The organism is Aerococcus sp. 150760013-2, from assembly GCF_053627715.1.
Map to the genome: position 1 here is coordinate 187643 of NZ_JBSEYI010000001.1, position 22283 is coordinate 209925.

The window sequence follows — 22283 nt, forward strand, 5'->3', positions numbered from 1 at the left end:
CTAAGAACACAATTGATATTATTTGGTCACACCTCGGGTCCCGCCCTCAATGCTTCACAGGATTTTATGCTTTCATTATTATAAAGGTTTGATATTTAAAGTCAAGACACTTGTATAGAATTTTTAAAGGTAGATGAGAATTCTTAGAAGAATATGAGTTAAAAGTCAATAAAAAGGAGAAAGGCAGTGACTACCCTTCTCCTATGAAAACATATTTTGTTTTAAATCGGTTTTAACAACCTAGCGTCCAAAAAATTACATTTGGCTTGGTGCTTGTACGCCAAGGATAGCTAAACCAGATTCTAACACTTGTGTTAAGGCATATACTAATGCTAAACGCGATTGTAATTGATCATCTTCAGTTAGGATACGTGTATGTGCATAGTATTTGTTGAATTGTTGAGATAAGGCTAATAAGTATTTAGCCACAACAGATGGTTCGTATTTTTCATATGCACTAGCTACGATATCTGGGTACCGGTTCAATTCTTTCAATACTTGGAAAGCTTCATCGCTATCTAGGTTGAAGTTTGTCATTTCGCTGATCTTAGCCGGCTCAAAGTTTCCTTTGCGCAAGATTGAGTGAGCACGAGCATTGGCATATTGTACATATGGGCCAGTCTCCCCTTCAAATTGCACAACTTCTTCTAAGTTGAAGTCGAAGCTATTTAAGCGGTCATTTTTCAAGTCATGGAAAATAACAGCACCAACACCAACTTGATGGGCAACTTCTTCTTTATTTTCTAAGTCAGGGTTTTTCTCGTTAATTTGTTTGAAGGCCAAGTCAATGGCATCGTTTAATACGTCTTCTAACAATACAACATTACCTTTACGAGTAGATAACTTCTTACCATCTTGAGTAATTAAACCAAATGGAATGTGGTTAATGTCTGCAGCCCAGTCATATCCCATTAACTCTAATACAGCTTTTAATTGCTTGAAGTGGTTACTTTGTTCGTTACCTACCACGTAAAGCGATTGGTCGAAGTTATAAGTATCCTTACGGTATAAAGCTGTTGCTAAATCACGTGTGATATATAAAGTCGCCCCATCAGATTTTTTAATTAAAGCTGGGTTTAAGTTATAAGCCTCTAAATCAACGATTGTTGCACCGCGGTCCACTTTTAATAAGCCTTTGTCATCTAATTCGTCGATAACAGCTGGCATTTTATCTGAGTAGAATGCTTCCCCGTTGTAAGAATCAAATTCAATGCCAAGGATATCATAGATGCGTTGGAATTCTTTTAATGATTCGTCTTTAAACCATTTCCATAATGCATAAGCTTCTGGATCGCCGTCTTCTAATTTTTTAAACCATAGACGTCCTTCATCTTCAAGACTTTCATCATTTTCTGCTTCTTCATGGAATTGTACATAGTATTTCAACAATTCTTGAATTGGGTTTTCACGAACAGCTTCTTCAGAACCCCATTTTTTGTAACCAACAATCAACTTACCGAATTGTGTCCCCCAGTCACCCAAGTGGTTGATACGTACTGGATTGAACCCAACTTTTGTTGTGATGTTGGCAATGGCATTCCCGATAACAGTTGAACGTAAGTGTCCCATTGACATTGGTTTCGCAATGTTTGGACTAGACATATCGATGGTGATATTTTCACCGTGTCCAATGGCTAATTCACCAAAGTGGTTACCTGCTTCATAAATCTCAGTTAGGATCGCTTGTGTCACCAATGTTTGATTTAAGAAGAAGTTGATGTATGGGCCAACTGCTTCAACACGGTCTACAATTTCTCCCTCAATTTGTGGTGCAATTTCCTGTGCAATGGCTTGAGGCGCTTTGCGCAATTCCTTAGCAAAAATAAAACATGGGAAGGCGATATCCCCGTGTCCTTCATGTTTTGGTACTTCTAATAGATTTTGAATTTGTTCCAAAGTCAATTCAGTTTCAATGCTCGATTTAATGACTTGGGCAACTTGATTTTTTAAGTCCATTAAGTGTTCTCCTCTCGAAAAATAAGACAAATCATCAACTTAGTCAGATGCCAACTTGCCTCTTATTTTGATTTATATATTGAAGGCCGATTCATGAATTTATATGTCTCTTGCTAGTTTACTTGGTTATTCTAAACCACCTATCAAACACATTAAAATCCTTCTGGTAAGAACCGGGCACTTTGTAAAAAAACTGCTTTACAATTAGTCAATTGTATCACTTTTTCCCCAAATATAAAAGGCTCTACATGCATAAAGCTTCTTATTCATCGCTATCATTCTATCATGTTTTATGGACCGACTGCAAAAGTTACTTTACCCGCCCTGCCCTCACCACTTCAAAAATCCAAAATAGGGACTGCAGCATTTCGCCACAGCCCACACTCGATTATATAAATGATGATGCATCAAATTATTGGTTTAATTTTTCAACTTCTTGAATAGCATCTTCAACCATTTGACGGTTAATTTCAAATGGTGATGTTTGAATATGATCTAAGGTAAAGGCCTTATCTAATACCGTTTTCAAATCTTCGTCAATTTCAATTTCTAAGGCTTTTAATGACGTTGGTAAACCCACTGAAATCATGAAATCACGAATTTCTTTCAATTCGTCATACTTTTTAGCCAATTGTAGAACGATTAATACCCCGTAAGATACGATTTCACCGTGCAAGTGTCTTTCCCCTTGAGGTAAGACAGTTACTCCGTAGTAGAATGAGTGGGCAAAGTGACCGTTATAGTCGTGATCTACTAATACTGACGTATAAGAAGTTGTCCCAAGTATCTCAAATAAAATATTGTCGATAGCAGGCGATTCCTGATGGGCTTTGGCAGCTTCAAGTGCCGCTAAGCCATTTTTCAAGACACGTTGGTTAGCCCCTTGGACAATATGGACACCGATTGTATTATTGTAGGCTAATTCTCGTCCCTCAGCTGAAAAAGATACTTCTACTTCTTTAGAAATTGCGTCACCGATTCCGGCCCAAATGTATTGCTCAGGTGCTTCAGCAATAATAGTTGAGTCGGCAAATGAATGGACGGCCGGTGCATGTAACCGGTATGAACCCGCTGATTCATGGTCGTCATTATATAAGACGCAAACGGATGAAGTTGGCGCACAGTTCGAGGCAATTGTTGGGAAAGTGAAAATTGGCTTTTCAAGTTTAGCTGAAACTGTTTTACCAGTATCAATGGCACGCCCGCTACCGACCGCAAAAATCATATCTGCTGCTTGAACTTGGTTTAAAGCGACAAGGCGATCAATGTTTGAATAAGAAGCTTCACCCCCATACCATTCAATGGCGGTAATGGTTAAACCGGCTGCTTGAATCGCTGGTTTCAATCTTGGCAAAGCCTTCTCCAAAGCAGTTTCTCCACCTATGATGGCTACTTTCTCTCCTGCAAAACCTGCGTATTTTTTAATATCGTCATAGGCATCCGGCCCGATCGTAAAACTTGGTAAATTCACTGATATGCTCATATTCATTTCCTTCTTCCTTAAATCCGCTGCAATTAATATACCATTCAATATTGTAATATTCGAAGAATTGAGCTCTTTTTCAGGGTATCGATTAGCTATCAATTGTTATCCTTATTCGCTATCATCTTGAAAAAGTAGTCTAAGTTGACCCTACCCCAGTGTTTGTTGGTATAATAGATAGGAAATCAAAGTTTGGAGTGACAGTATGAATAATAAAGTATCCACATATAAACAGGTCATTGGTGTTACCGGAAACCATAACGCCCTAGATCATGACTGGGATGAATTTATGCGTGATTATAGTCCCCACGGTTATAGTAAATCATTAACTATGGCTGGCCATATGCCAATTATTATCCCATTACAAGAAGACTTAGCTTTGGCAGAACTGTATGTTGCCAAATTGGACGGGCTTGTATTTACTGGTGGACAAGACGTTTCACCGCTACTTTACGGCCGCGAGCCTTCGCCTAAATTACAAAGTGTCTATCCCCCACGAGATCGTTGGGAACGGGCGCTATTTGAAGCTGCCACCAAGAAGAATATTCCGATATTAGGCATCTGTCGTGGTTTCCAATTGATTAATATCCTACTCAATGGGACAGTTTACCAAGATTTAAGCGAATACCCAATCGGTCAGGCCAATGCCGTTCAACACATTCAGAATTGGAGTCGTATGCACTTCCCGCACCACTCAATCCAATTGGAAAAAGGGTCTATCATCAGCAACCTGTTTGATAATCCAAAAACACTGCTGATTAACACCTACCACCACCAAGTGATTGAAGACCTATCACCCCTACTTAAGGCAACAGCTTGGGCCAATGATGGGGTCATAGAATCCTATGAAGTGGACAAGTCCAAATCGACCTATAATATTTTAGGGGTACAGTGGCATCCGGAAATGATGACAGATAACCTTGAAGACAATATGCTACCAATATTTGAGTGGTTCAACAATTTCTAATAAAATTAAACGCTTTCTTTTTCTAGTGAATTGGCTTTGAATGTACTGGCAACAAGGTATCGACGCTAATCAAACCTACGAAGACTTTACTGCTGAACTAGAAAATCAATAAAAGAAGTAAATGCATACAATAGCAAGATAAGCTGCAAAAAAGAACTGCCTGCTCACTCTAATTTAGAGAAAGCGGCAGTTCTTTTATTTAAAATGACTTTTGTTAATTATTCACTTTATTTTAACGGAAATATTTATCTAATTCTGTCACCAATAAGACAATAATACCTGCACCAATGGCAATCAACCAACCTACCTAAAAATAAACCACTTAAAGTTGACGGCTTTTGCGTCCCTACTTTAGGTGGTTCTTGTGATGTATTTATTTTTTGTAAGATAGTAACCGAAGTTTTGCTAACAATTAGTTAAGATTAAGCAAACAACATTAATCAGCGCGCAAGGCTTCAGCGGCGTCTTTTTTCGCTGCCATTCGGGCTGGAATATGACCACCAATAACTGTTAAAACAGTTGAAATAATCAATAGGACAACGGCATGTACTGGGTCTAAAATGGCTACATTTTTAAGGTCTGTTAAGGATTCAATCAGCATATTGATTGGGAATGTTAATAAGTAAGCAGTCCCCACACCAATTAAGCCAGAAAGTACACCTAGAATTAAAGTCTCAGAGTCAAATACACGGGTGATGTCTTTTTTTCGAGCACCTAAGGCTTTAAGGACACCTATTTCTTTAGTACGTTCAAGGACCGATGTATAGGTGATAATCCCAATCATAATCATCGAAGTCACTAACGAGATACCGGCAAAGGCAACTAGAACGTAAGTTGTTGCGTCCATAATACCGCCAGTTAATTCAGTCATGGTACCCGCTAAATCTGTATAAAGGATCTTCTCATCTTCAGATTTGCCTTCGTTGTATGCATCTAAATAGGCAAGAACGTCATCTTTCGTTTCAAAGTTTTTAGGGTAAATCATGATAGATGACGGGATTGCGTTAGCGCCAAGTGCAGTTAAGACTTGTTCTTTACCAGCTTCATCTAAACTTTCGCCTGTAAGAACTGAACTGTCGCTATCATTTTGTGCTTGAACGATAGCTGAATTTTGATTATTTTCAATCACTGTTTCAGTCAAAGCGTTTGAATAGTTGATCCCTTCAGTTAAGATCGCCATAGTGGCATCTTCTTTTGGCCGGATAACAGCTGATACACGTAATGTCTGATTGTTCTCGTTATCGTAAACAGCATTTAAATCTTGGTTTGGCATGTATGTACCCGTTGGTAATTCTTGATAGTAAGCGTCGTTTGAAGCGACCACTACTTGGGTACCGATGATGTCTTCAAAGGTAATTTCGTCGCCATTTCCATAGTCGAATCCTAGATTATTCAAAGCATTTAAGTTGACCTTGTTGTATTCGTCAACTACTAGAACAATATCCGTTTCTTCAGATGGTAATTCTCCTGCAAGCACGTCGTAGTTTTCCGTTAAAAAGGCATTCTCATCGCCAGAAGTAGCCTCTGGGAAGGTGGAAGCTCCCATACCTGATGATGTCGCATAGAAACTTTGGATGTCACTGGTAGCTGAATCTTGAGCGTAATTAGAAAAGGCAACCTGCTCAACTTCCCCATCTACATCGCGTAAAAGGTTCAACTGGGCAGAATAAGTATAGTTTAAAGCCTCAGTCAGGGCTGGGTCGATGTCTTTCACGTACTCAACTAAATCACTGGTAATGTCATTTTCATGTTGACCAGCTGAAGCTGGGTCTTCGTTGGCAATCACGGTATTGCCCTCTGGGTATTCCGTTTCTTCTTCAGTTGATAGCGTGAAATTAGAGGCATCTTGGGCGACTTGTGATATGGTTACCGGGAATTGAGCACTCGTTTCGGCCTGTGTTGAATCAATTTGCTTTTGAAAACCGTTTGATAGAGATAGGACAACCGCAATTGAAATAATCCCAATACTTGAAGCGAAGGACGTGATAAAGGTTCGCCCTTTTTTGGTCATGATATTTTTAAAAGATAGGTTTAAAGCAGTTAAATAAGACATACCAGTACGGCGCATATCCAAGACTGCATCTGCATCCTCGTTGTCGTATGGATTTGAATCGTTAACCACTTCACCATCTTTAAAATTGATGATACGGTTGGCGTATTGGTGGGCTAATTCGCTATCATGGGTAACCATAATCACGAGTTTTTCATTGGCTAGTTCTTGAATCAAGCCCATAATTTGTTGGCCTGTTTCAGAATCCAAAGCCCCTGTTGGCTCATCACATAATAGGACATCCGGATCATTGGCTAAGGCACGCGCAATGGCTACACGTTGCATTTGTCCACCCGATAATTGGTTGGGTTGCTTGTGCATATGTTTCTCTAAGCCCACACGTATCAAGGCGTTTTTCGCTTTTTCCCGTTTCTCTTCTTTCGCCACACCAGATAAAGTCATCCCTAATTCCACGTTGGATAAGACATCTAAATGGCTGATGATATTATATGACTGGAAAACGAATCCGATTGAATTATTCCTATAAGCGTCCCAATCTAGGTCTTTGAAGTTTTTAGTTGACTGGCCGTTGATCACCATGTCACCAGAGTCATACTGGTCTAAACCACCAATCACATTTAAAAGTGTCGTTTTCCCTGAACCTGAAGGCCCTAAGATAGCAACGAATTCTTGTTTTCTAAAAGCCATCGATACATCATTTAAAGCATGTGTTACCGTATCGCCCACTTCATACGTTTTCTTGAGATTTTTTAATTCAAGCATTTATATAAGACTCCTTTTATTTTTACTGCTTTAATAGCTTATAGTATATTCATTTTCATGGCTAGCACAAAATAGGACAAAGTGTCTTATTCTATAAAAGTTTGATAACATTGCAATAGCACAAGTATATTTTACCCTAAAAATTGGCAAAGGACGAACAAATGACTGTAAGCAATAAATCATTACAAACGCGTGAAAACATCAAATCATCCCTTCTAACATTAATAGAAGACCAACCCTTCACCACCATCACCATTCAAGATATTGTCAAAGAAGCTGGCCTAAACCGGTCATCCTTCTACCGTTATTTTGATGATAAATACGCCGTGGTAGAAGAAATCGAAAATGAAATTATCGAAAATTTAGAAAACGAGGCCATTGGTCAAGTTGAAGAGTTGTTCGCTCAAACAAGTAAATACGAGGTACTTTTTCATATTTTGAACAAATTTTCCAAAGAAACAACCCGGTCAGGCATCCTTTTGGGTGAAAATGGCGACCCTTCTTTCGTCCATAAAATGACCAAGTCTGTTAAAGAAAATTTCCCAACTGGTGTGAGACAAATGGAAATTCCCAGTAAATATGATGAATTAGCCAATGATTTGAAGGCCTCTGCCGTCATCAATTTCTTGGCTAAATTTGAGGAGTACAATAAGAAATATACCATTGAAGAAATTGCCTACTTCTTTTCATTGATGTAGCAATTTAGCAACTACTGCATACTAAAAAACTGGACCTCTTAAAGCCGCATGTTTGGCTAAGAGATCCAGTTCTTTTATGTTCATTTAGTTTTCAATCGGTTGATCTTCAGATAAAAAATCAGCCCACTTGATTGCTTGATTGCTTTTTGCGACTACTAACCATTTAAGGCTTTCGTCATCTTCATTCAGCAATTCAGGTTGGTCCGTTAATGATTCATTTTTCGAAACAATATCTGCTGAGATTGGTGCTAGCATGTCTGTGACAGCTTTAGACCCTTCAACTGAGAAAAATGGCTCACCCGAAACTAGCTCACGATCATTGAAGAAGGCGAAGTAAGAAACCTCACCGACTGCATCTGACCCATAAGCAGAAAGGCCGATACGAACTGTGCCGTCAGCTTGCTCTTCAAGGTACAAGCCCTCTTTACTATAAACTTTATGCATGCAATTCACCTCTAAAATTATTCAAAAATTAGGTTAGTTTATCAATCAAATTTTGTGGGATTAAACGGTTGACCCAGCGAATAGCTTTCACAACCGGATTCTTGCTTAAGTGCTCATCGTCCAAGCCCTCATTGTATTTGATTGACAGTATTAAACCAATACTCGACATACTAGTGATTAAGGCAGTACCACCCGCCGAAATTAGCGGTAATGGAATACCTGTCAGCGGTAAAAGCCCGATGGACATCCCAATATTTTCAACGATATGGAAGGTGAACATCATGACTACCCCTGAAACCATTGACGCATAGAAGGCGTCGTGGGCTCTAAAGGCCACTGAAATCATTTGGAATATTAAGATGAAGTATAATAAGACGACAAAACTTGACCCTAGGAAACCAAAGTTTTCACCGATAGTAGAGAAAATCATATCCGACTCTCGAACTGGGACGTGAACTTGGAATTGACCAAGCCCTTTTCCAAGAATGCCCCCAGAACCGATGGCCTTCAAACTTTGTGCTAATTGGTAAGACTCATTGGCCGAATTACCGAAAGGGTTTAACCATGAATCGATACGGGCGAATTGGTAGTCTTGGAAACCTAATGCATATAGTAAATCGCGTTGGTAAACCACTAAGATGATCAATACTAAGGCGATAACCGCAAATGATAGGAATGCCGGCAAAATAATATACCAAGTGATTCCTGACACGAATATGACACCGATAAACATCATCAAGAATACCAGGGTTGTCCCCAAGTCATTCTGCGCAATGATTAAAGCCACCGGCGGGATGGTCCATAACGTAATTTTCAATAAAAATCGACCATCAAATTTAACCCGTTCCATCATGTCCATGTCCTCAACACCAAGACGACGACCTTCATCATTGTAGCCTTGAACTAAATAAGCCATCATGATGATATAGGCAACCTTCATTAGTTCGGATGGTTGAAGGGATAAAGGTCCAATGGTAATCCATGAATGCGCCCCATTGGTCACGGCCAATTCACGGTCATAGAAAATCAATACTAATACGAGTAAAACTAGCCCTAATCCGTATGCTACCGGCGCAAAGTGATACAAGGTTTCCCGGTCAAGCTGCATCACAACAGCTGCTGCTACGGCCCCGACCGCAAACCAAGCTATTTGCATAATAGTTTGGGAATAAGAACCTGAATCATATTGTAAATATGTCGTTGAAAAAATAGTCACGATACTCACTAAAGCTAACAACATGACGCATATGACGATAGTGATATCAACTCTACTCGTTGGTTTCTTCTTTAATCGCCGATTTGACGAACGTTTTTCCAAAATAATGCGCCCCTTTAATCTCTATTTCCTTGTGGTCGCGCAGGATTATCTGCAATAATGATGTCTCCTGGTTGACGCTTTAATGTACCTAATGCGATCGTCTTTTTATCCATAAAAGGGAAACTCGCAGATGTTGTTGTATGGTAATTTGGACTCGAATCGATAAACTCTTCCACATTGTTTAAACGGTAAATAATATGGTTAATCATGGCACCTACAATCAACACGATAGATGTTAACCAAAGGTAGATCATTAATACAATGAATACCCCAATAGTCCCGTTAGAAACTGACGAACCACCAAAATTATTCACATAAAATGAAAATCCACCCGACAGAACAGCTGAAAGCAGTGTTGCTACAATCGCTCCTGGTACCGCGAACTTAATCGGATACTTGTGATGCGGGATGAATTGGTAGATAAAAGTAAATACCATAATCAAAACAAGCAATAGAATTGGCCATTTTACACTGGTAAAAATATCAAACAATTGCATTGGCACGTCTATAAATTGATTTACCGCTTCTAAAAGTGTCTGCCCAAATACGAAGAGAACACTCAAAGCTACCGCAAACAAGACTAATACAAAGGCAATGGCAAATGAAAATAGCCTAGAAACTATAAAGTTTGGCTTGTCTGTGATGCCGTAAGTTCGGTTTAAAATATTTTGCACTGTTCCAAAAGCAGTAGACCCTGACCATAGAATTAATATGAAGGAAACTGAAAGCGCACCTGTAGTGTCTGATGTTAGGTAAGACTCCAAAGTAGGCACAATAATAGGCTCCACCTGGTCAGGCAATAACGTTTCAAGTAGTCCAACAACTGAATCCGGATCAAACGGTAACATCGGAATTATATTGGCAATCATCATTAATAGTGGAAACAGAGATAGTAGAAAGTAATAAGACATTTCTGCAGCACTGCCAGCGATATTGGCCTGATTAACCGAGGCTAAGGTCATTGGAATAATACGATCTTTCAATTTTTCTTTCACTCTTGCCACCTCACTTCTTTACTCTTAATACTACTTAATTTAGGGGTATTTAACAAGTTTTCTTCCTGATTTAAAGCAAATAAAAAACTGGTGGTTGAAATCGAATGCTATATACCCTTTAGCATTAATTAAAATCACCAGCCTTAAATTTATTTGTATGCACTAAGCGATTCTATTGTCCCGTATTTTGCCAAGTACCACTCACAACATCCATCACCATTAAAGTGCCTGAATAAGCATCATAACGGTAAGTTGCAATCAGGTTTGTATGTCCTTGTCCATCAGGAGATTGACGGTAAACATCTACTTGTGCTAAATCTTCATTTACCAATGTTGGTAAGAAGAAATATTCGTCAGATTGGTATGCACCTTGAGAATGTGCAGAAATTAAAGGTGCTGCTTCAGCCAATAATTCACGCGCACGTGTATTATCGAAAGCCCCTTGGTTACCTTCTGGTTGACTAGAACTTGCGTAAGTCCCTTGATCTTCCACTTCGCTAGATGGTACTACTTCTGAAGACGGTGAAGTTTTTTCAGCTTCTGCTGCAATGATAGAAGATTCAATCTCTTCAGTCGTCATCGCTTGCGCAGTTGCAGCTTCACTCGCTACCGATGAATCCGCCACAACTTCTTCCGAAGATTGTGTTGTTTCATCACTTGACGCTGTAGTATCTTCGCTTGATGCATCTGAATCAGCATCCGCAGACACATTACTTGAAGATGTACTGTCAGATTCTACCACATTTAAAGAAGCACTCTCAGACGATATTGAAGAAGATGCACTCTCTTCACTTGACGACGTTTCATCTGAATACATACCCAATGCAGAATCGACATTGTCACAAGCCGCTAATGATAAAGCTAATAAAGAAATACCTAAAAATGAATATACTTTTTTCATGGTCCTACCTCCCATTTATCTTATAACTATTTTATCATAACAAATCAAATTGCAAGCCTTAAATGTCGTATCTTTACAAAACGTTAACTATTTCATGTATAGAAGATTACACTCTAGTAAAATTTGGCCTGCCAGTACACTTTTATTAAAGCAAACCACCCTGCATAGCCATATTGATGAGACTAGGAAAATAAATAAAGATCTTAAAGCTAGATCTGATATTGGACTGTAGGATTGGTTGAGAATTCTGAAAATAGGTGTATTTTTAGGTAACTTTTATAATTTCACGAAAAAAAGAGCCCATAAAAAAGTCCGAAAAATGGTACAGTGCCCTATTTATCCGTGTGTCTCAGCCCATTTTATTCTATACTAACTAGCAAAATGTTACTTTGTATCGTGCCATTTTCATTTTCAAAATATAGCAAACTTAAAAATAATCAAAGAGTTATTAGAAACTGAAAATAGAAATAAAATTGCAAAAGACACTGGTAGACCCCAACAAACTATTTCAAGATTTAAACAAGGGCACTACCAATCGAAAATATGAAGCTAGGCATTGCGATCAAGCTAAATAAATATGCTGAAACAAAAAAAACCTCACTATCTAAGTAGTGAGGGTTTTTATATAGTGTTAAGAGTGGGATTCGAACCCACGACCTACGGTTTAGAAGACCGTTGCTCTATCCAGCTGAGCTATCCTAACAAAAGCCGTCATGTTTAGATGACAACTATTAAATTTTATACCAAGATAGCAATGCCTGTCAAGTACATTTTACTCAGACTTAGGCAATTGTAAATATTTGGGTTTAAATAAATGCACTTCATATTGCTGAGACACTTCGTCAAATTCCATCTTTTCAAAATAAGTATGGTCCTGCAGTCCCATCCAATTACCGATTTGACTCGGTGAAACAGCGATCTCAACTTCGTCATATTGGTCTTTCAATTCGTTGACGATGGCAGCCAACAGATCTCCAATGCTTTCTTCAGACTTGGCACTAATCTGCACGTTTGGCTGATTAAAGGCCAAGATTGCTTGGTGGGTGTTTGCCACTTTATCCATTTTGTTATAAACGAATAAATGCGGGATATCCAACATGTCTAATTGTTTCAAGGTATCTAGAACGACTGCTTCCTGCTCGCTTGCATACGGCGATGACGCATCAATTACAATCAACATCAAATCCACCTGACGACTTTCTTCCAATGTTGAATGGAATGAGTCGATAATTTGTGGTGGTAAATCTTGAATAAATCCTACCGTATCCGTTATGGACATTTGGAAATGATTATTGAGTGAAAATACCCGTGTTAAAGGTGTTAAGGTAGCAAATAATTGATTTTCTTCCAAGGTATCCGCTTGGGTCAAGACGTTTGTAATTGTTGACTTGCCGGCATTGGTATAGCCAATTAAGCCCAATTGAAAAATAGCGCCCTTTTCCCGGTTCTCACGAGTCCGACTACGGTGCTTCTCTACTTCTTTCAACTCACCCTTGATGCGTTGAATCTCGTTACGAAGAACCCGACGGTCTTGCTCAATTTTCGTTTCACCAGGACCTCTCGTCCCAATCCCCCCACCAAGTCTAGATAGGGCATTATAATTACCTGCTAAACGCGGTAATAGGTATTCGTTCTGTGCTAAGGCAACCTGTAATTTACCTTCTTTTGAAGTTGCCCGCATAGCGAAAATATCCAAAATTAATTGAATTCGGTCGATCACTGGGAAATCTACTGCTTGTTGTAGGTTGTTATTTTGTGACGGTGTTAATTGCTGATAGAAAATAATTAAATCAGCTTCATTTGCATCTGCATGCATGGCCAATTCTTCTACTTTCCCCTTACCAATTAGGGTTCTGGCGTCAAATCTTTCCCGTTTTTGTGAAACGAGCCCAACCACTTCTCCCCCTGCCGTATTCACTAACTCCTCTAACTCTTCAATTTGCATATCAAATTGTCGGTCACTGGTGTCAGGTGTCTGAACTGCTGCTAATAAAACTTTTTGCATACTTCCTCCTTCTGAACCGAAAATCTAAATTAAGGCAAACTAGTCGCATTCAAAAAATCTTCTACTAGCTTTAATACCTGCTGCAAATTCTCAGGATGCGTCACTAAATCTAGCCAATGCGCATCTGTTAATCGATTTCTGATCCATGTTATTTGTCGTTTGGCATACCGTCTTGAATTTTGCTTTAAATCTTCTAGCGCTAATTCAAGTGGCATTTCACCTCGAATATAAGGGAATAATTCCTTATAGCCGATAGCTTTCATTGATTGTTGATCCTCAGCTAAGTTTTGCGCCATCAACCATTTCGTTTCTTCAATAAGCCCTTGGTTGACCATATCATCGACCCGCATATTGATTCTTTCGTATAAGACTTGTCGGTCCGTATTTAAAGCGATAATCAACAAATCATAAGGCGACACATGATTTGCATGCGTTTCCGATTGGTCTGAAAATAACCGGTCCGAAAAAGTCCCAACTTCTAAAGCCCGAATGACTCTACGTAAATTATTGGGATGAATTTGGTCTGCTGCTTTAGGGTCTAAGTCAACCAATTTCCGGTAGACTGCTTCATTCCCTTCCATTTGCGCTAACGTTTCCATTTGCGCACGGAATTCAGGATGTTCCAAATCTTTACCACCCAAGGATAAGTCATATATAAAGGATTCTAGGTATAAACCCGTTCCCCCAACTAATATAGGGACTTTTCCTTTTGCCAAAATAGCCTCCATAGCCGACTTAGCATCCTCTTTAAAGCGGGAAACTGAATATTCTTCATCCACTCTAACATAGGAAACTAAATGATGCACTGCCACACCTTGCTCACTTTCAGTCGGGGTCGCCGTTCCAATATTTAAATTTTGGTAGATTTGCATGGAATCACCGTTAATAATTTCGCCATTAAATGCTTTGGCTAATTTTAAAGATAAACTGGTCTTCCCTACACCCGTAGGCCCAGCAATCACTATCATCTTAGGCTTCATCCACCCACTCCTCCTAGTATTAGCGAAGGTTCGCTTTAAATTGTCGGTCCTCTTCAATTTGTTCAGCCGCTGCTTGCTTTGCAACTGCTGTAATATTAGAACCCGTCAGCATTCTTGCGACTTCGTCTATCCGTTCTTCATTTGTTAGTAATCGTACATTTGTGTAGGTACGGTTGCTGTTTTCATCTTTAGAGATGAACAATTGGTGGTCTGCCATCGAGGCTACTTGCGGTAAATGCGTGATACATAATACCTGAGCCTTAAGGGCAATTTCAAACATTTTGGTTGCAATAGCCTGAGCCACACGTCCAGATACCCCCGTATCCACCTCATCAAAGATAATTGCTGTTACCCCAGATGCATTTTGGAAAATAGTTTTCATTGCTAACATCAATCGAGATAACTCCCCGCCTGATGCGACCTTAACAAGCGGCTTAAATGGCTCACCAAGGTTAGTGGCGATCATAAAGGCGACATCATCAATCCCATAGGGTCCTAATTCATCCAGGGTTAACATATCCACGCGGAACTTGGCTTTCTCCATATAGAGCGCCTGCATCTGTCCTTCAATGGCCGTCACTAAACCTGCTGTTGCAGATTTTCTACTCTTAGATAAATCTTCTGCTAATGCTAATGCATTTGCTTGCGCTTTTTTTACTGTATCCTTTAATTTTTGTTGATTCGACTCACGGTTTTCAATTTGCTTCAACTCTTCCTTCGCCTTATCCAGATAGATTAGAACGGCTTCAGTATCGTCCCCATATTTACGAGTCAGATTCTTATATACAGCTAATCGTTCAATAATGTCATCCAAACGATTCGGATCATAATGCAGTTGATCTACCTGGTCTGAAATACTTGAGGCCAAATCCTGTAAGGCATAATAAGTTCCCGTTGTTTGTTCATAGAAATCACTATAGGTCGTGTCAAAGTCACGTATGGTTTCAAGTTCACCAATAACCTGACCGACTAAATCGATAATATTCAAATCAGCATTAGACAGCAAATTATTGCTGGCACCTAAGGCATCAGCAATTTTTTGAAAGTTTTGTAATTGATCACGTTCACTAATTAAAGCTTGGTCCTCACCCACTTGTAAATTCGCCGATTCAATTTCATTGATTTGGAATTTTAATAAATCAACGCGTTGGGCAGCTTCTTGCTCGTTTAGATTTTGACTATCTAATTGTTTTTTCTCAGTTTGATAAGTTACATAAGCTTCTTGGTAGCTAGCTAGTTTAGGAGCAATTTCATGCTTAGCAAAATGGTCTAGCAAATGAATATGATTGCTTGTATTCATTAAAGACTGGTGCTCATTTTGCCCATGGATATCTACAACGTGCGTACCTAAAGCTTTGAGCATGCTAACAGTCATGGATACACCATTAACTTTGATTGTATTTTTACCATTGATATCTAACTGGCGGACAATCATTAATTGGGCATCATCGAAAGGAATGTCATTATCAGCCAACATATTGCGACCTTCTTCAGATAAATCAGGCATGTAAAAGATCCCTCGAAGGTCAAATTTATCGCTACCATAGCGAATGAAGTCTGTTGATCCACGACCACCGACTAACAAGCCAACAGCATCGATAATAATGGACTTCCCGGCACCTGTTTCACCAGTTAGGACAGTCATGCCTGTATCAAAATCAATTGTTAAATCTTCTATAATTGCAAAATTTTTAATTGTAAGATGCTGAAGCATTTACTCTCTCCCCTTATCTAACCCTATAGATACCCTCGTTAATGAAATACTGAATGTGCCTCTTCGATGACCGCATCAATATCTATTGCGGGATCAATTTGGCCAGGCTCACCTTCTGTATTCGTTAGTAGCATTAAAAACTCAATATTCCCAGTACCACCAGTAATCGGTGAATAGGTTAAACCTGAAACATCGTAACCAAGTCCAATTGCGGTTTGCATAGTATGTTCAATCACGTCTCTGTGGACTTTCTTATCTCGAACGATCCCTTTTTTACCGACTTTATCTTTACCGGCTTCAAACTGTGGTTTCACTAAAGCAGCCACTTGTCCGTTGCTTTTAAGAATAGGGCGTAAAGGCGGTAATATCAAATCTAATGAAATGAAGGATACGTCAATTGTTGCGATATCTGGTTGTCCGGCTACAAAGTTTTCAGGCTTTGAATAACGGAAATTTGTTTGTTCCATCACCACAACTCGGTCATCAGAACGTAGTTTCCAGTCAAGCTGATTGGTTCCAACGTCTAGGGCGTAAGACATGCTGGCTCCATTTTGTAAGGCAACATCTGTAAATCCACCAGTTGATGAGCCAATATCTAGCACTTTCTTCTCGGTAAAGTCGATATCAAAAGACTCCATGGCTTTAACTAATTTAAAGCCCCCACGAGATACATATGGCACATCTTCCCCTTTTAAAGTCAATTGAGTCGTTACCGGTAACTTTTCACCCGGTTTATCCACCCGTAAGGCCTTTTCAGTGTAAATTTGTCCCGCCATAATAAATCGTTTGGCCTTTTCACGCGAATCCGCTAATCCTTGGCGAACAACTAAAATATCCGCTCTTTCTTTCTCCATTAATTCACCCCTTTTTTCAATTAAATTTTTAAGTATTTCAAGAAGCCAGCTAATAACTCTACGTCAAATGCTGGTTGAATTGCCTGAATTTGATTTAATATACTTTTACATGATTCTATTTTATCAGATAATGCCGTCAAGGCACCATTAGTACCCATTATTGACGGGTAAGTATTTTTATCTAGATCTGCATCTGAATGGTTCAATTTACCTCGCGCTTGATCCGTCCACATCACTTCTTGTAAGTCATTTTGGATTTGGTAAGCAATCCCATATGTCCAAGCGAAGTCATCTAATAAGGCAACAACTTCACTCGAAGCCTCAGCGATTTGGCCCCCTGCAAATATAGCATAGCGGATCAATTCACCAGTTTTGCGCTTATGGATATTTTGTAGTGAATGCAAATTAATTTGCTTGCCTTCTGACTCAACATCCATGATTTGCCCGGCAATCATACCGGTAGAACCGGCTGCCTTTGACAATTCCGCAATTAATTTTAATTTTGTTTCTGTATTTTCGATTTTTGAGTCAGTTGCAATTAAGGCAAATGCATCCGTTAGCAACGAGTCGCCAGCAAGAATAGCTGTCGCTTCATCAAAGGCTTTATGGTTAGTCGGTTTACCCCGGCGGTAATCATCATTGTCCATTGCTGGTAGGTCATCGTGAATTAAAGAATACGTATGGATATACTCTAAGGCAATAGCTGTATTTAACCCTGTTTCAATGTCAGCGTTCAGCGCTTTTAAAGTAGCCAACAATAACATTGGTCGAATGCGTTTGCCACCTGTATTTAATGAATAAACCATTGATTCTTTCAATTGACCAGGCTGGGCGTGACCGAATTGGTCAACAGACTTCAGAATAGCTTCGTCTAAGGCTAGCAATTGGTTTTCCATAAAAAAAGTTGCATCCATTATTGGTCACCTTGACTCGTTGGTTCTTCAAATGCTTCTAATTGACCACTTTCTGTCATCAATTTTGTCATTGTTTCTTCAGCGTTTTCTAAAGTTTGGCTGCAATATTTGCTTAGAATCATGCCGTCTTGAAAAGCGTCCATTGATTCTTCTAATTTGATATCGCCAGATTGTAATTGATTGACAATTGCTTCTAGTTTTTCTAACGCTTCTTCAAACGATAATTTTGAGGTATCGATAGCCATTTATGATTCTCCTTTTAATTTAGAAAATTGTTTCTTGTCTGTTCCAGTAATTTGCGCGGTAATACGGCCATCTGCTAATTGAATGGCTAGTGGATCACCAATATTCACTTTTGTAATGGAATCTACTGGTTCTTGTTTACTTGTCACATAAGCAAAACCTTTGCTCATCCTTTTTAGGGGTGATAAAAGATCCAGTTGTGACATCGCATTTTGCAATTGATATTCCTTAGACCTTACCTGTTGGCTTTGGCTATTAATCAATTGGCGCTGCATGTATTGTAATTTTGTACGGTAATTGCCTAATGTAATTGCAGGAGAAGATTGGTTTAACCTTTGGTCTAAGTGCCGTACGGCAACTTTTTGAGATTTCAAGTGGCTTTCTTGCGACTGAATCAGTTGTGCCTGTAAGTTCTTTAATTTTAATTGGTGGCCTTCATATAACCGCAATGGTTGGCGGAATATATAAGCATTTTGATATTCAAGTAATCGCTGATTTAAATATTGTATACGATTAACTTGAGCTCGATATAATCGCGCTTGCAATTCTTGAATGCGAATCAACTCCTCTGACAATACCGGTGTAGCAAGTTCTGCAGCAGCTGTTGGTGTGGCTGCTCTTTGATCGCTGGCAAAGTCAACGAGGGTTGTATCCGTTTCATGGCCGACTGATGAAATAATAGGGATGTCCATTTTGCGGACGGCACGAACGACCTTCTCCTCGTTGAAAGGCCACAAGTCTTCAATCGATCCACCACCACGGCCGATAATCACTGTATCATAGTCACCGTGTGCGGACACCCGTTCTAAATTCTTCACCAGTTCGTCGGCAGCGTGCTTGCCTTGGACTGCGGTTGGGTACAGGGTCAATTGCACGATCGGGTATCGACGCTTAACGGTTGTAATGATATCTCTAATTACAGCACCAGATGGCGAAGTAATGACTGCGATATTTTTTGGAAATCTTGGAATCGGCTTCGGATCAAAATGAAAAAGGCCTTCTTCAGTTAACTGTTTCTTTAATTGCTCATAGCGTTGGTAAAGAGCACCCACACCATCTGGCTCAAGGTGGTCAATATACAACTGGTAACGCCCAGTCGCATTAAAAACACCGATACGACCGATTGCTAAGACTTTCATTCCGTCTTCTAAATCGAATTTCATCTGGTTAAAAGCATTGGCAAACATGACCCCAGATAATACTGCATGATCATCCTTTAAGGAGAAATACTGATGCTTAGCGCGTTTTCTAAAATTTGATACTTCACCTGTTACGTAGACCTGATGTAAATAAGGGTCCTTTTCAAACTTGGTTGCAATATATTGCGTTAACTGGCTAACGGTTAAATAATTCTTATCAGACAATACCTGTCACTTCCTCTAATCTATCAATCATCTGTTTAAATACCATTAATTTGGTGACTGGTCCAACACCGCCTGGCACCGGTGTAATGGCATGGGTTTTCTCAGCGACATTTTCAAAATCTACGTCACCAGTAACTTTACCATTTTCATCATATGTAGTCCCGATATCAATTACAGTTGTACCTGGTGAAACCATATCTTCTGTTAAAAATTTCGGAATACCAACGGCAACACAAATAATATCAGCAGACCGCGTTAATTCAGCCATATTTTCCGTTTGACTGTGGGCAACCGTTACCGTAGCCCCACGTTGTAACATCAAATCTGCTAGTGGTTTTCCAACGATTGTAGACCGGCCAATCATAACAGCGCGTTTCCCTCTAAAAGTCGTATTTACTTCGTCCATCAAGGTGATAGCAGAAAGTGGTGTATTCGGTACCCGACTTTGATTACCGGCTAATAGGTTTCCTAAATGTACTGGGTGAATGGCATCTAAATCTTTATCTGGATCAATCGCAATATTAATTTTTTGTACGTCAATTTGTTTTGGTAAAGGCATCTCAATCATGATACCTTGTACTGTTTCATCTTCATTATATTGTTGGATAACCGCCAACAATTCTTCTGTTGTTGTATTACTTGGGCAAGAAATTAATTCGTTTGCCACACCGATTTTGTCAGCAAATCTAGTTTTAGTTCGTGCATATGATGCACTCGCTTCATCATCACCACAAAGAATAATGACTATTTTAGGGTGAATGCCTTTATCTTTTAATTCACTTACTCTTTGTTTCAATAACTCAGTTTGAACTTTAACATATTCTTTGGAACGAATTTCTATCATAATTGCCCACCTTATCCATAATGTAATGTAACAAGTATATCGAAAGTTGAGCCATATTAACAGTATTGTAGTGGCAATATAATTAAATTATACCTATATACATTTAAAAAACCGGGACTCAGGTCCCGGTCTCTTGCACACAAAACGATTATTCAGCTGACTATTCACTGTCTAAGTCTGTTTCGCCCTCTTCAATAGTATCAATATCAACAGTTTCTACTGGTTTAACATCGCCATTCGCGTTGGCTTTTAATTCAGCTAGGACGTTTGATAAGATCCCGTTAATAAATTTACGTGCACGGTCGTCCGAATATAATTTAGCTAATTCAATTGCTTCATTAACCGCTACTACGCGGGGAACCGTTTCTTCATCGGTAAATAGTAATTCGAACACAGCTACTCGTAGAATTTGTAGATTCACTAATTCTAGTCGTTGCACTGACCAATTACCATGGATATGGTTATCGATCATTTGGTCAATCTCAAAGCGATTTGCTTTAACACCTTCTACTAATGTACGTAAATAAGCGGGAACAGTCACATCTTCAGTAACATCCGGTAATTTATCAAAATGATTTTTAGCTGAAAAATTCTCAATACTATCTTTCAACTTGATTGCATGATTTTCATACTCAATAAATTCTTCTTCAGTTAATTCCTCAAAATTCACCTTTTGACCCAATTTCTTGTGGTTTTGTAGGATATGATTGAAGGCACTTTCCAAAGAAAGTTGTGGATTGAACTCTTGCTCATAAGATATTAATACAGCGAGTTCTCTAATTTGTGATAACCCTAATTTCATACTTGTTCCCCTTAATACGATTTATTTACTTGCTTTTTCCATATACAAGTTTGTTACATGTACGTTTACGACATCAATCGTAATATCTGTCATGTACTTCACTTGGTCAATTACCTGTGATTGAATATTTTGTGCAACTGCAATTACAGCAGTCCCAAAATATAATTCTACAGACATATCTAATACCATTTCATTTCGATTATTTTGATAAAGAATTACTCCGGCATCGCGTTGGAAAACATCTTGAATTGTCTTGTTAGCACGTTTAATTGCTCGAACACCTTTGCTTTGCAAGGCCGTCGCTGCGGCAATATTTTCGATTACTTGAGGAGCAATTTCAATTGCACCGGTAGCTTGCACTTGATTATGCTTGTATGCTTCAATTTTATCAGCCATTGTCGTTCACTCCTTATCTCAAATTACGCGCGTGAAATGTACTCTCCACCGTTAGAAGTATTGATTACTAATTTGTCACCAGCGTTAACAAAGAATGGTACGTTAACAACTACACCTGTTTCCATAGTAGCAGGTTTAGAACCACCTGAAGCAGTATCACCTTTGATACCAGGTTCTGTTTCTTTAACAACTAATTCAACTGTCTTAGGCAATTCAACACCTAATACCTCAGCACCAAAAGTGATGATTTTAACTTCCATGTTTTCTAACATGAATTTTAATTCGTCTTGGATTTGGTTAGCAGGAATTTCAGTTTGTTCATAAGTTTCGTTATCCATGAATACGTGAGTATCGCCATCAGCGTATAAGTATTGCATGTCACGGTTTTCGATATGAGCAGTTTCTACTTTTTCACCTGCACGCCAAGTCTTATCTAATAATGCACCTGTACGTAAGTTTTTTAATTTTGAACGCACGAAAGCAGACCCTTTACCTGGTTTAACATGTTGAAACTCAACAACACGGAATAAGTTACCATTATCTTGAATAGTTAAGCCTGTTTTAAAATCGTTTGTTGTAATCATATTTACATCTCCTAAAAAATTTAATCATACCAAAATTATAACACATTA

At 39.0% G+C, this 22283-nt stretch carries 20 protein-coding genes and 1 tRNA gene; 2 read left to right on the forward strand and 19 right to left on the reverse strand.

Translation table 11 applies throughout. The features are described from left to right. Positions 1–255: 255 nt before the first annotated feature. The gene (gene argS, locus ACUW85_RS00855) at positions 256–1956 is read right to left on the reverse strand and encodes an arginine--tRNA ligase (RefSeq protein WP_059134207.1); all 1701 of its coding nucleotides are present in this window, start codon (positions 1954–1956) and stop codon (positions 256–258) included. A 412-nt stretch (positions 1957–2368) separates the two neighbouring features. Next, complete coding sequence (locus tag ACUW85_RS00860; protein ID WP_259345320.1) at positions 2369–3445, reverse strand: iron-containing alcohol dehydrogenase family protein; 1077 nt, start codon at positions 3443–3445, stop codon at positions 2369–2371. Between the two features lie 199 nt (positions 3446–3644). On the opposite strand from ACUW85_RS00860, the gene ACUW85_RS00865 reads away from it, so the two are divergent. Then, positions 3645–4406 (forward strand): gamma-glutamyl-gamma-aminobutyrate hydrolase family protein, encoded by a 762-nt coding sequence (locus ACUW85_RS00865; protein ID WP_182022975.1) that lies wholly within the window; start codon positions 3645–3647, stop codon positions 4404–4406. 436 nt (positions 4407–4842) lie between these two features. On the opposite strand, the gene ACUW85_RS00870 is transcribed toward ACUW85_RS00865, so the two are convergent. Further along, a complete protein-coding gene (locus tag ACUW85_RS00870; RefSeq protein ID WP_182022974.1) occupies positions 4843–7179 on the reverse strand; it encodes an ABC transporter ATP-binding protein/permease in 2337 nt (778 codons plus the stop codon). Between the two features lie 161 nt (positions 7180–7340). Here ACUW85_RS00870 and ACUW85_RS00875 point away from each other — a divergent pair, with 161 nt between their 5' ends. Then, positions 7341–7877 carry a TetR/AcrR family transcriptional regulator gene (locus ACUW85_RS00875; RefSeq protein WP_182022973.1) on the forward strand — a complete coding sequence of 179 codons (537 nt, stop codon included), beginning with the start codon at positions 7341–7343 and terminating at the stop codon, positions 7875–7877. 84 nt (positions 7878–7961) lie between these two features. Here ACUW85_RS00875 and ACUW85_RS00880 read toward each other — a convergent pair whose 3' ends face one another. The 16 genes from ACUW85_RS00880 to efp all read right to left on the reverse strand — a co-directional run bounded on the left by ACUW85_RS00880 (position 7962) and on the right by efp (position 22235). Further along, positions 7962–8321, reverse strand: coding sequence for a glycine cleavage system protein H (locus tag ACUW85_RS00880; RefSeq protein ID WP_149255714.1), 360 nt, complete (start codon positions 8319–8321; stop codon positions 7962–7964). A gap of 28 nt (positions 8322–8349) precedes the next feature. Beyond that, complete coding sequence (locus ACUW85_RS00885; RefSeq protein ID WP_165696132.1) at positions 8350–9639, reverse strand: FtsW/RodA/SpoVE family cell cycle protein; 1290 nt, start codon at positions 9637–9639, stop codon at positions 8350–8352. A gap of 14 nt (positions 9640–9653) precedes the next feature. After that, positions 9654–10634, reverse strand: a complete 981-nt coding sequence (locus ACUW85_RS00890; RefSeq protein WP_149314567.1) for a YihY/virulence factor BrkB family protein — start codon at positions 10632–10634, stop codon at positions 9654–9656. A 172-nt stretch (positions 10635–10806) separates the two neighbouring features. Further along, entirely contained in the window at positions 10807–11535 is a 729-nt protein-coding gene (locus ACUW85_RS00895; RefSeq protein WP_182022972.1) for a hypothetical protein, read from the reverse strand. Positions 11536–12164: 629 nt separating this feature from the next. Next, positions 12165–12238: transfer RNA gene (locus ACUW85_RS00900), tRNA-Arg, on the reverse strand. A 69-nt stretch (positions 12239–12307) separates the two neighbouring features. Further along, positions 12308–13540: a GTPase HflX gene (hflX, locus tag ACUW85_RS00905; RefSeq protein ID WP_182022971.1), complete on the reverse strand. Its 1233-nt coding sequence runs from the start codon at positions 13538–13540 to the stop codon at positions 12308–12310. Positions 13541–13569: 29 nt separating this feature from the next. After that, positions 13570–14520, reverse strand: coding sequence for a tRNA (adenosine(37)-N6)-dimethylallyltransferase MiaA (gene miaA / locus ACUW85_RS00910; protein WP_016897028.1), 951 nt, complete (start codon positions 14518–14520; stop codon positions 13570–13572). A gap of 19 nt (positions 14521–14539) precedes the next feature. After that, the gene (gene recN, locus ACUW85_RS00915) at positions 14540–16234 is read right to left on the reverse strand and encodes a DNA repair protein RecN (protein WP_182022970.1); all 1695 of its coding nucleotides are present in this window, start codon (positions 16232–16234) and stop codon (positions 14540–14542) included. 38 nt (positions 16235–16272) lie between these two features. Next, positions 16273–17088: a TlyA family RNA methyltransferase gene (locus ACUW85_RS00920; RefSeq protein WP_182022969.1), complete on the reverse strand. Its 816-nt coding sequence runs from the start codon at positions 17086–17088 to the stop codon at positions 16273–16275. A 20-nt stretch (positions 17089–17108) separates the two neighbouring features. Beyond that, positions 17109–18002: a polyprenyl synthetase family protein gene (locus tag ACUW85_RS00925; protein WP_182022968.1), complete on the reverse strand. Its 894-nt coding sequence runs from the start codon at positions 18000–18002 to the stop codon at positions 17109–17111. Continuing rightward, positions 18002–18247: an exodeoxyribonuclease VII small subunit gene (locus ACUW85_RS00930; RefSeq protein ID WP_026466152.1), complete on the reverse strand. Its 246-nt coding sequence runs from the start codon at positions 18245–18247 to the stop codon at positions 18002–18004. Before ACUW85_RS00930 ends, ACUW85_RS00925 begins: the two co-directional genes overlap by 1 nt. Next, complete coding sequence (gene xseA / locus ACUW85_RS00935; RefSeq protein ID WP_182022967.1) at positions 18248–19609, reverse strand: exodeoxyribonuclease VII large subunit; 1362 nt, start codon at positions 19607–19609, stop codon at positions 18248–18250. It abuts the gene before it with no gap. Next, complete coding sequence (locus ACUW85_RS00940; RefSeq protein WP_048727538.1) at positions 19602–20453, reverse strand: bifunctional 5,10-methylenetetrahydrofolate dehydrogenase/5,10-methenyltetrahydrofolate cyclohydrolase; 852 nt, start codon at positions 20451–20453, stop codon at positions 19602–19604. The genes xseA and ACUW85_RS00940 overlap by 8 nt, the downstream gene beginning before the upstream one ends. Positions 20454–20613: 160 nt before the next feature. Further along, positions 20614–21255 carry a transcription antitermination factor NusB gene (nusB, locus tag ACUW85_RS00945; protein WP_016897021.1) on the reverse strand — a complete coding sequence of 214 codons (642 nt, stop codon included), beginning with the start codon at positions 21253–21255 and terminating at the stop codon, positions 20614–20616. Positions 21256–21276: 21 nt separating this feature from the next. Continuing rightward, on the reverse strand, positions 21277–21651 hold the full coding sequence (locus tag ACUW85_RS00950) for an Asp23/Gls24 family envelope stress response protein (protein ID WP_026466155.1): 375 nt from the start codon (positions 21649–21651) through the stop codon (positions 21277–21279). Between the two features lie 23 nt (positions 21652–21674). Beyond that, positions 21675–22235: an elongation factor P gene (efp, locus tag ACUW85_RS00955; protein ID WP_016897019.1), complete on the reverse strand. Its 561-nt coding sequence runs from the start codon at positions 22233–22235 to the stop codon at positions 21675–21677. Positions 22236–22283: the final 48 nt, after the last annotated feature.

Excerpts from the sequence above, each read along its gene's own strand:
- argS (WP_059134207.1), bottom strand. The coding sequence starts at position 1,956 with ATGGACTTAAAAAATCAAGTTGCCCAAGTCATTAAATCGAGCATTGAA.
- ACUW85_RS00860 (WP_259345320.1), bottom strand. The coding sequence starts at position 3,445 with ATGAATATGAGCATATCAGTGAATTTACCAAGTTTTACGATCGGGCCG.
- ACUW85_RS00865 (WP_182022975.1), top strand. The coding sequence starts at position 3,645 with ATGAATAATAAAGTATCCACATATAAACAGGTCATTGGTGTTACCGGA.
- ACUW85_RS00870 (WP_182022974.1), bottom strand. The coding sequence starts at position 7,179 with ATGCTTGAATTAAAAAATCTCAAGAAAACGTATGAAGTGGGCGATACG.
- ACUW85_RS00875 (WP_182022973.1), top strand. The coding sequence starts at position 7,341 with ATGACTGTAAGCAATAAATCATTACAAACGCGTGAAAACATCAAATCA.
- ACUW85_RS00880 (WP_149255714.1), bottom strand. The coding sequence starts at position 8,321 with ATGCATAAAGTTTATAGTAAAGAGGGCTTGTACCTTGAAGAGCAAGCT.
- ACUW85_RS00895 (WP_182022972.1), bottom strand. The coding sequence starts at position 11,535 with ATGAAAAAAGTATATTCATTTTTAGGTATTTCTTTATTAGCTTTATCA.
- hflX (WP_182022971.1), bottom strand. The coding sequence starts at position 13,540 with ATGCAAAAAGTTTTATTAGCAGCAGTTCAGACACCTGACACCAGTGAC.
- miaA (WP_016897028.1), bottom strand. The coding sequence starts at position 14,520 with ATGAAGCCTAAGATGATAGTGATTGCTGGGCCTACGGGTGTAGGGAAG.
- recN (WP_182022970.1), bottom strand. The coding sequence starts at position 16,234 with ATGCTTCAGCATCTTACAATTAAAAATTTTGCAATTATAGAAGATTTA.
- ACUW85_RS00920 (WP_182022969.1), bottom strand. The coding sequence starts at position 17,088 with ATGGAGAAAGAAAGAGCGGATATTTTAGTTGTTCGCCAAGGATTAGCG.
- ACUW85_RS00925 (WP_182022968.1), bottom strand. The coding sequence starts at position 18,002 with ATGGATGCAACTTTTTTTATGGAAAACCAATTGCTAGCCTTAGACGAA.
- ACUW85_RS00930 (WP_026466152.1), bottom strand. The coding sequence starts at position 18,247 with ATGGCTATCGATACCTCAAAATTATCGTTTGAAGAAGCGTTAGAAAAA.
- ACUW85_RS00940 (WP_048727538.1), bottom strand. The coding sequence starts at position 20,453 with ATGATAGAAATTCGTTCCAAAGAATATGTTAAAGTTCAAACTGAGTTA.
- nusB (WP_016897021.1), bottom strand. The coding sequence starts at position 21,255 with ATGAAATTAGGGTTATCACAAATTAGAGAACTCGCTGTATTAATATCT.
- ACUW85_RS00950 (WP_026466155.1), bottom strand. The coding sequence starts at position 21,651 with ATGGCTGATAAAATTGAAGCATACAAGCATAATCAAGTGCAAGCTACC.
- efp (WP_016897019.1), bottom strand. The coding sequence starts at position 22,235 with ATGATTACAACAAACGATTTTAAAACAGGCTTAACTATTCAAGATAAT.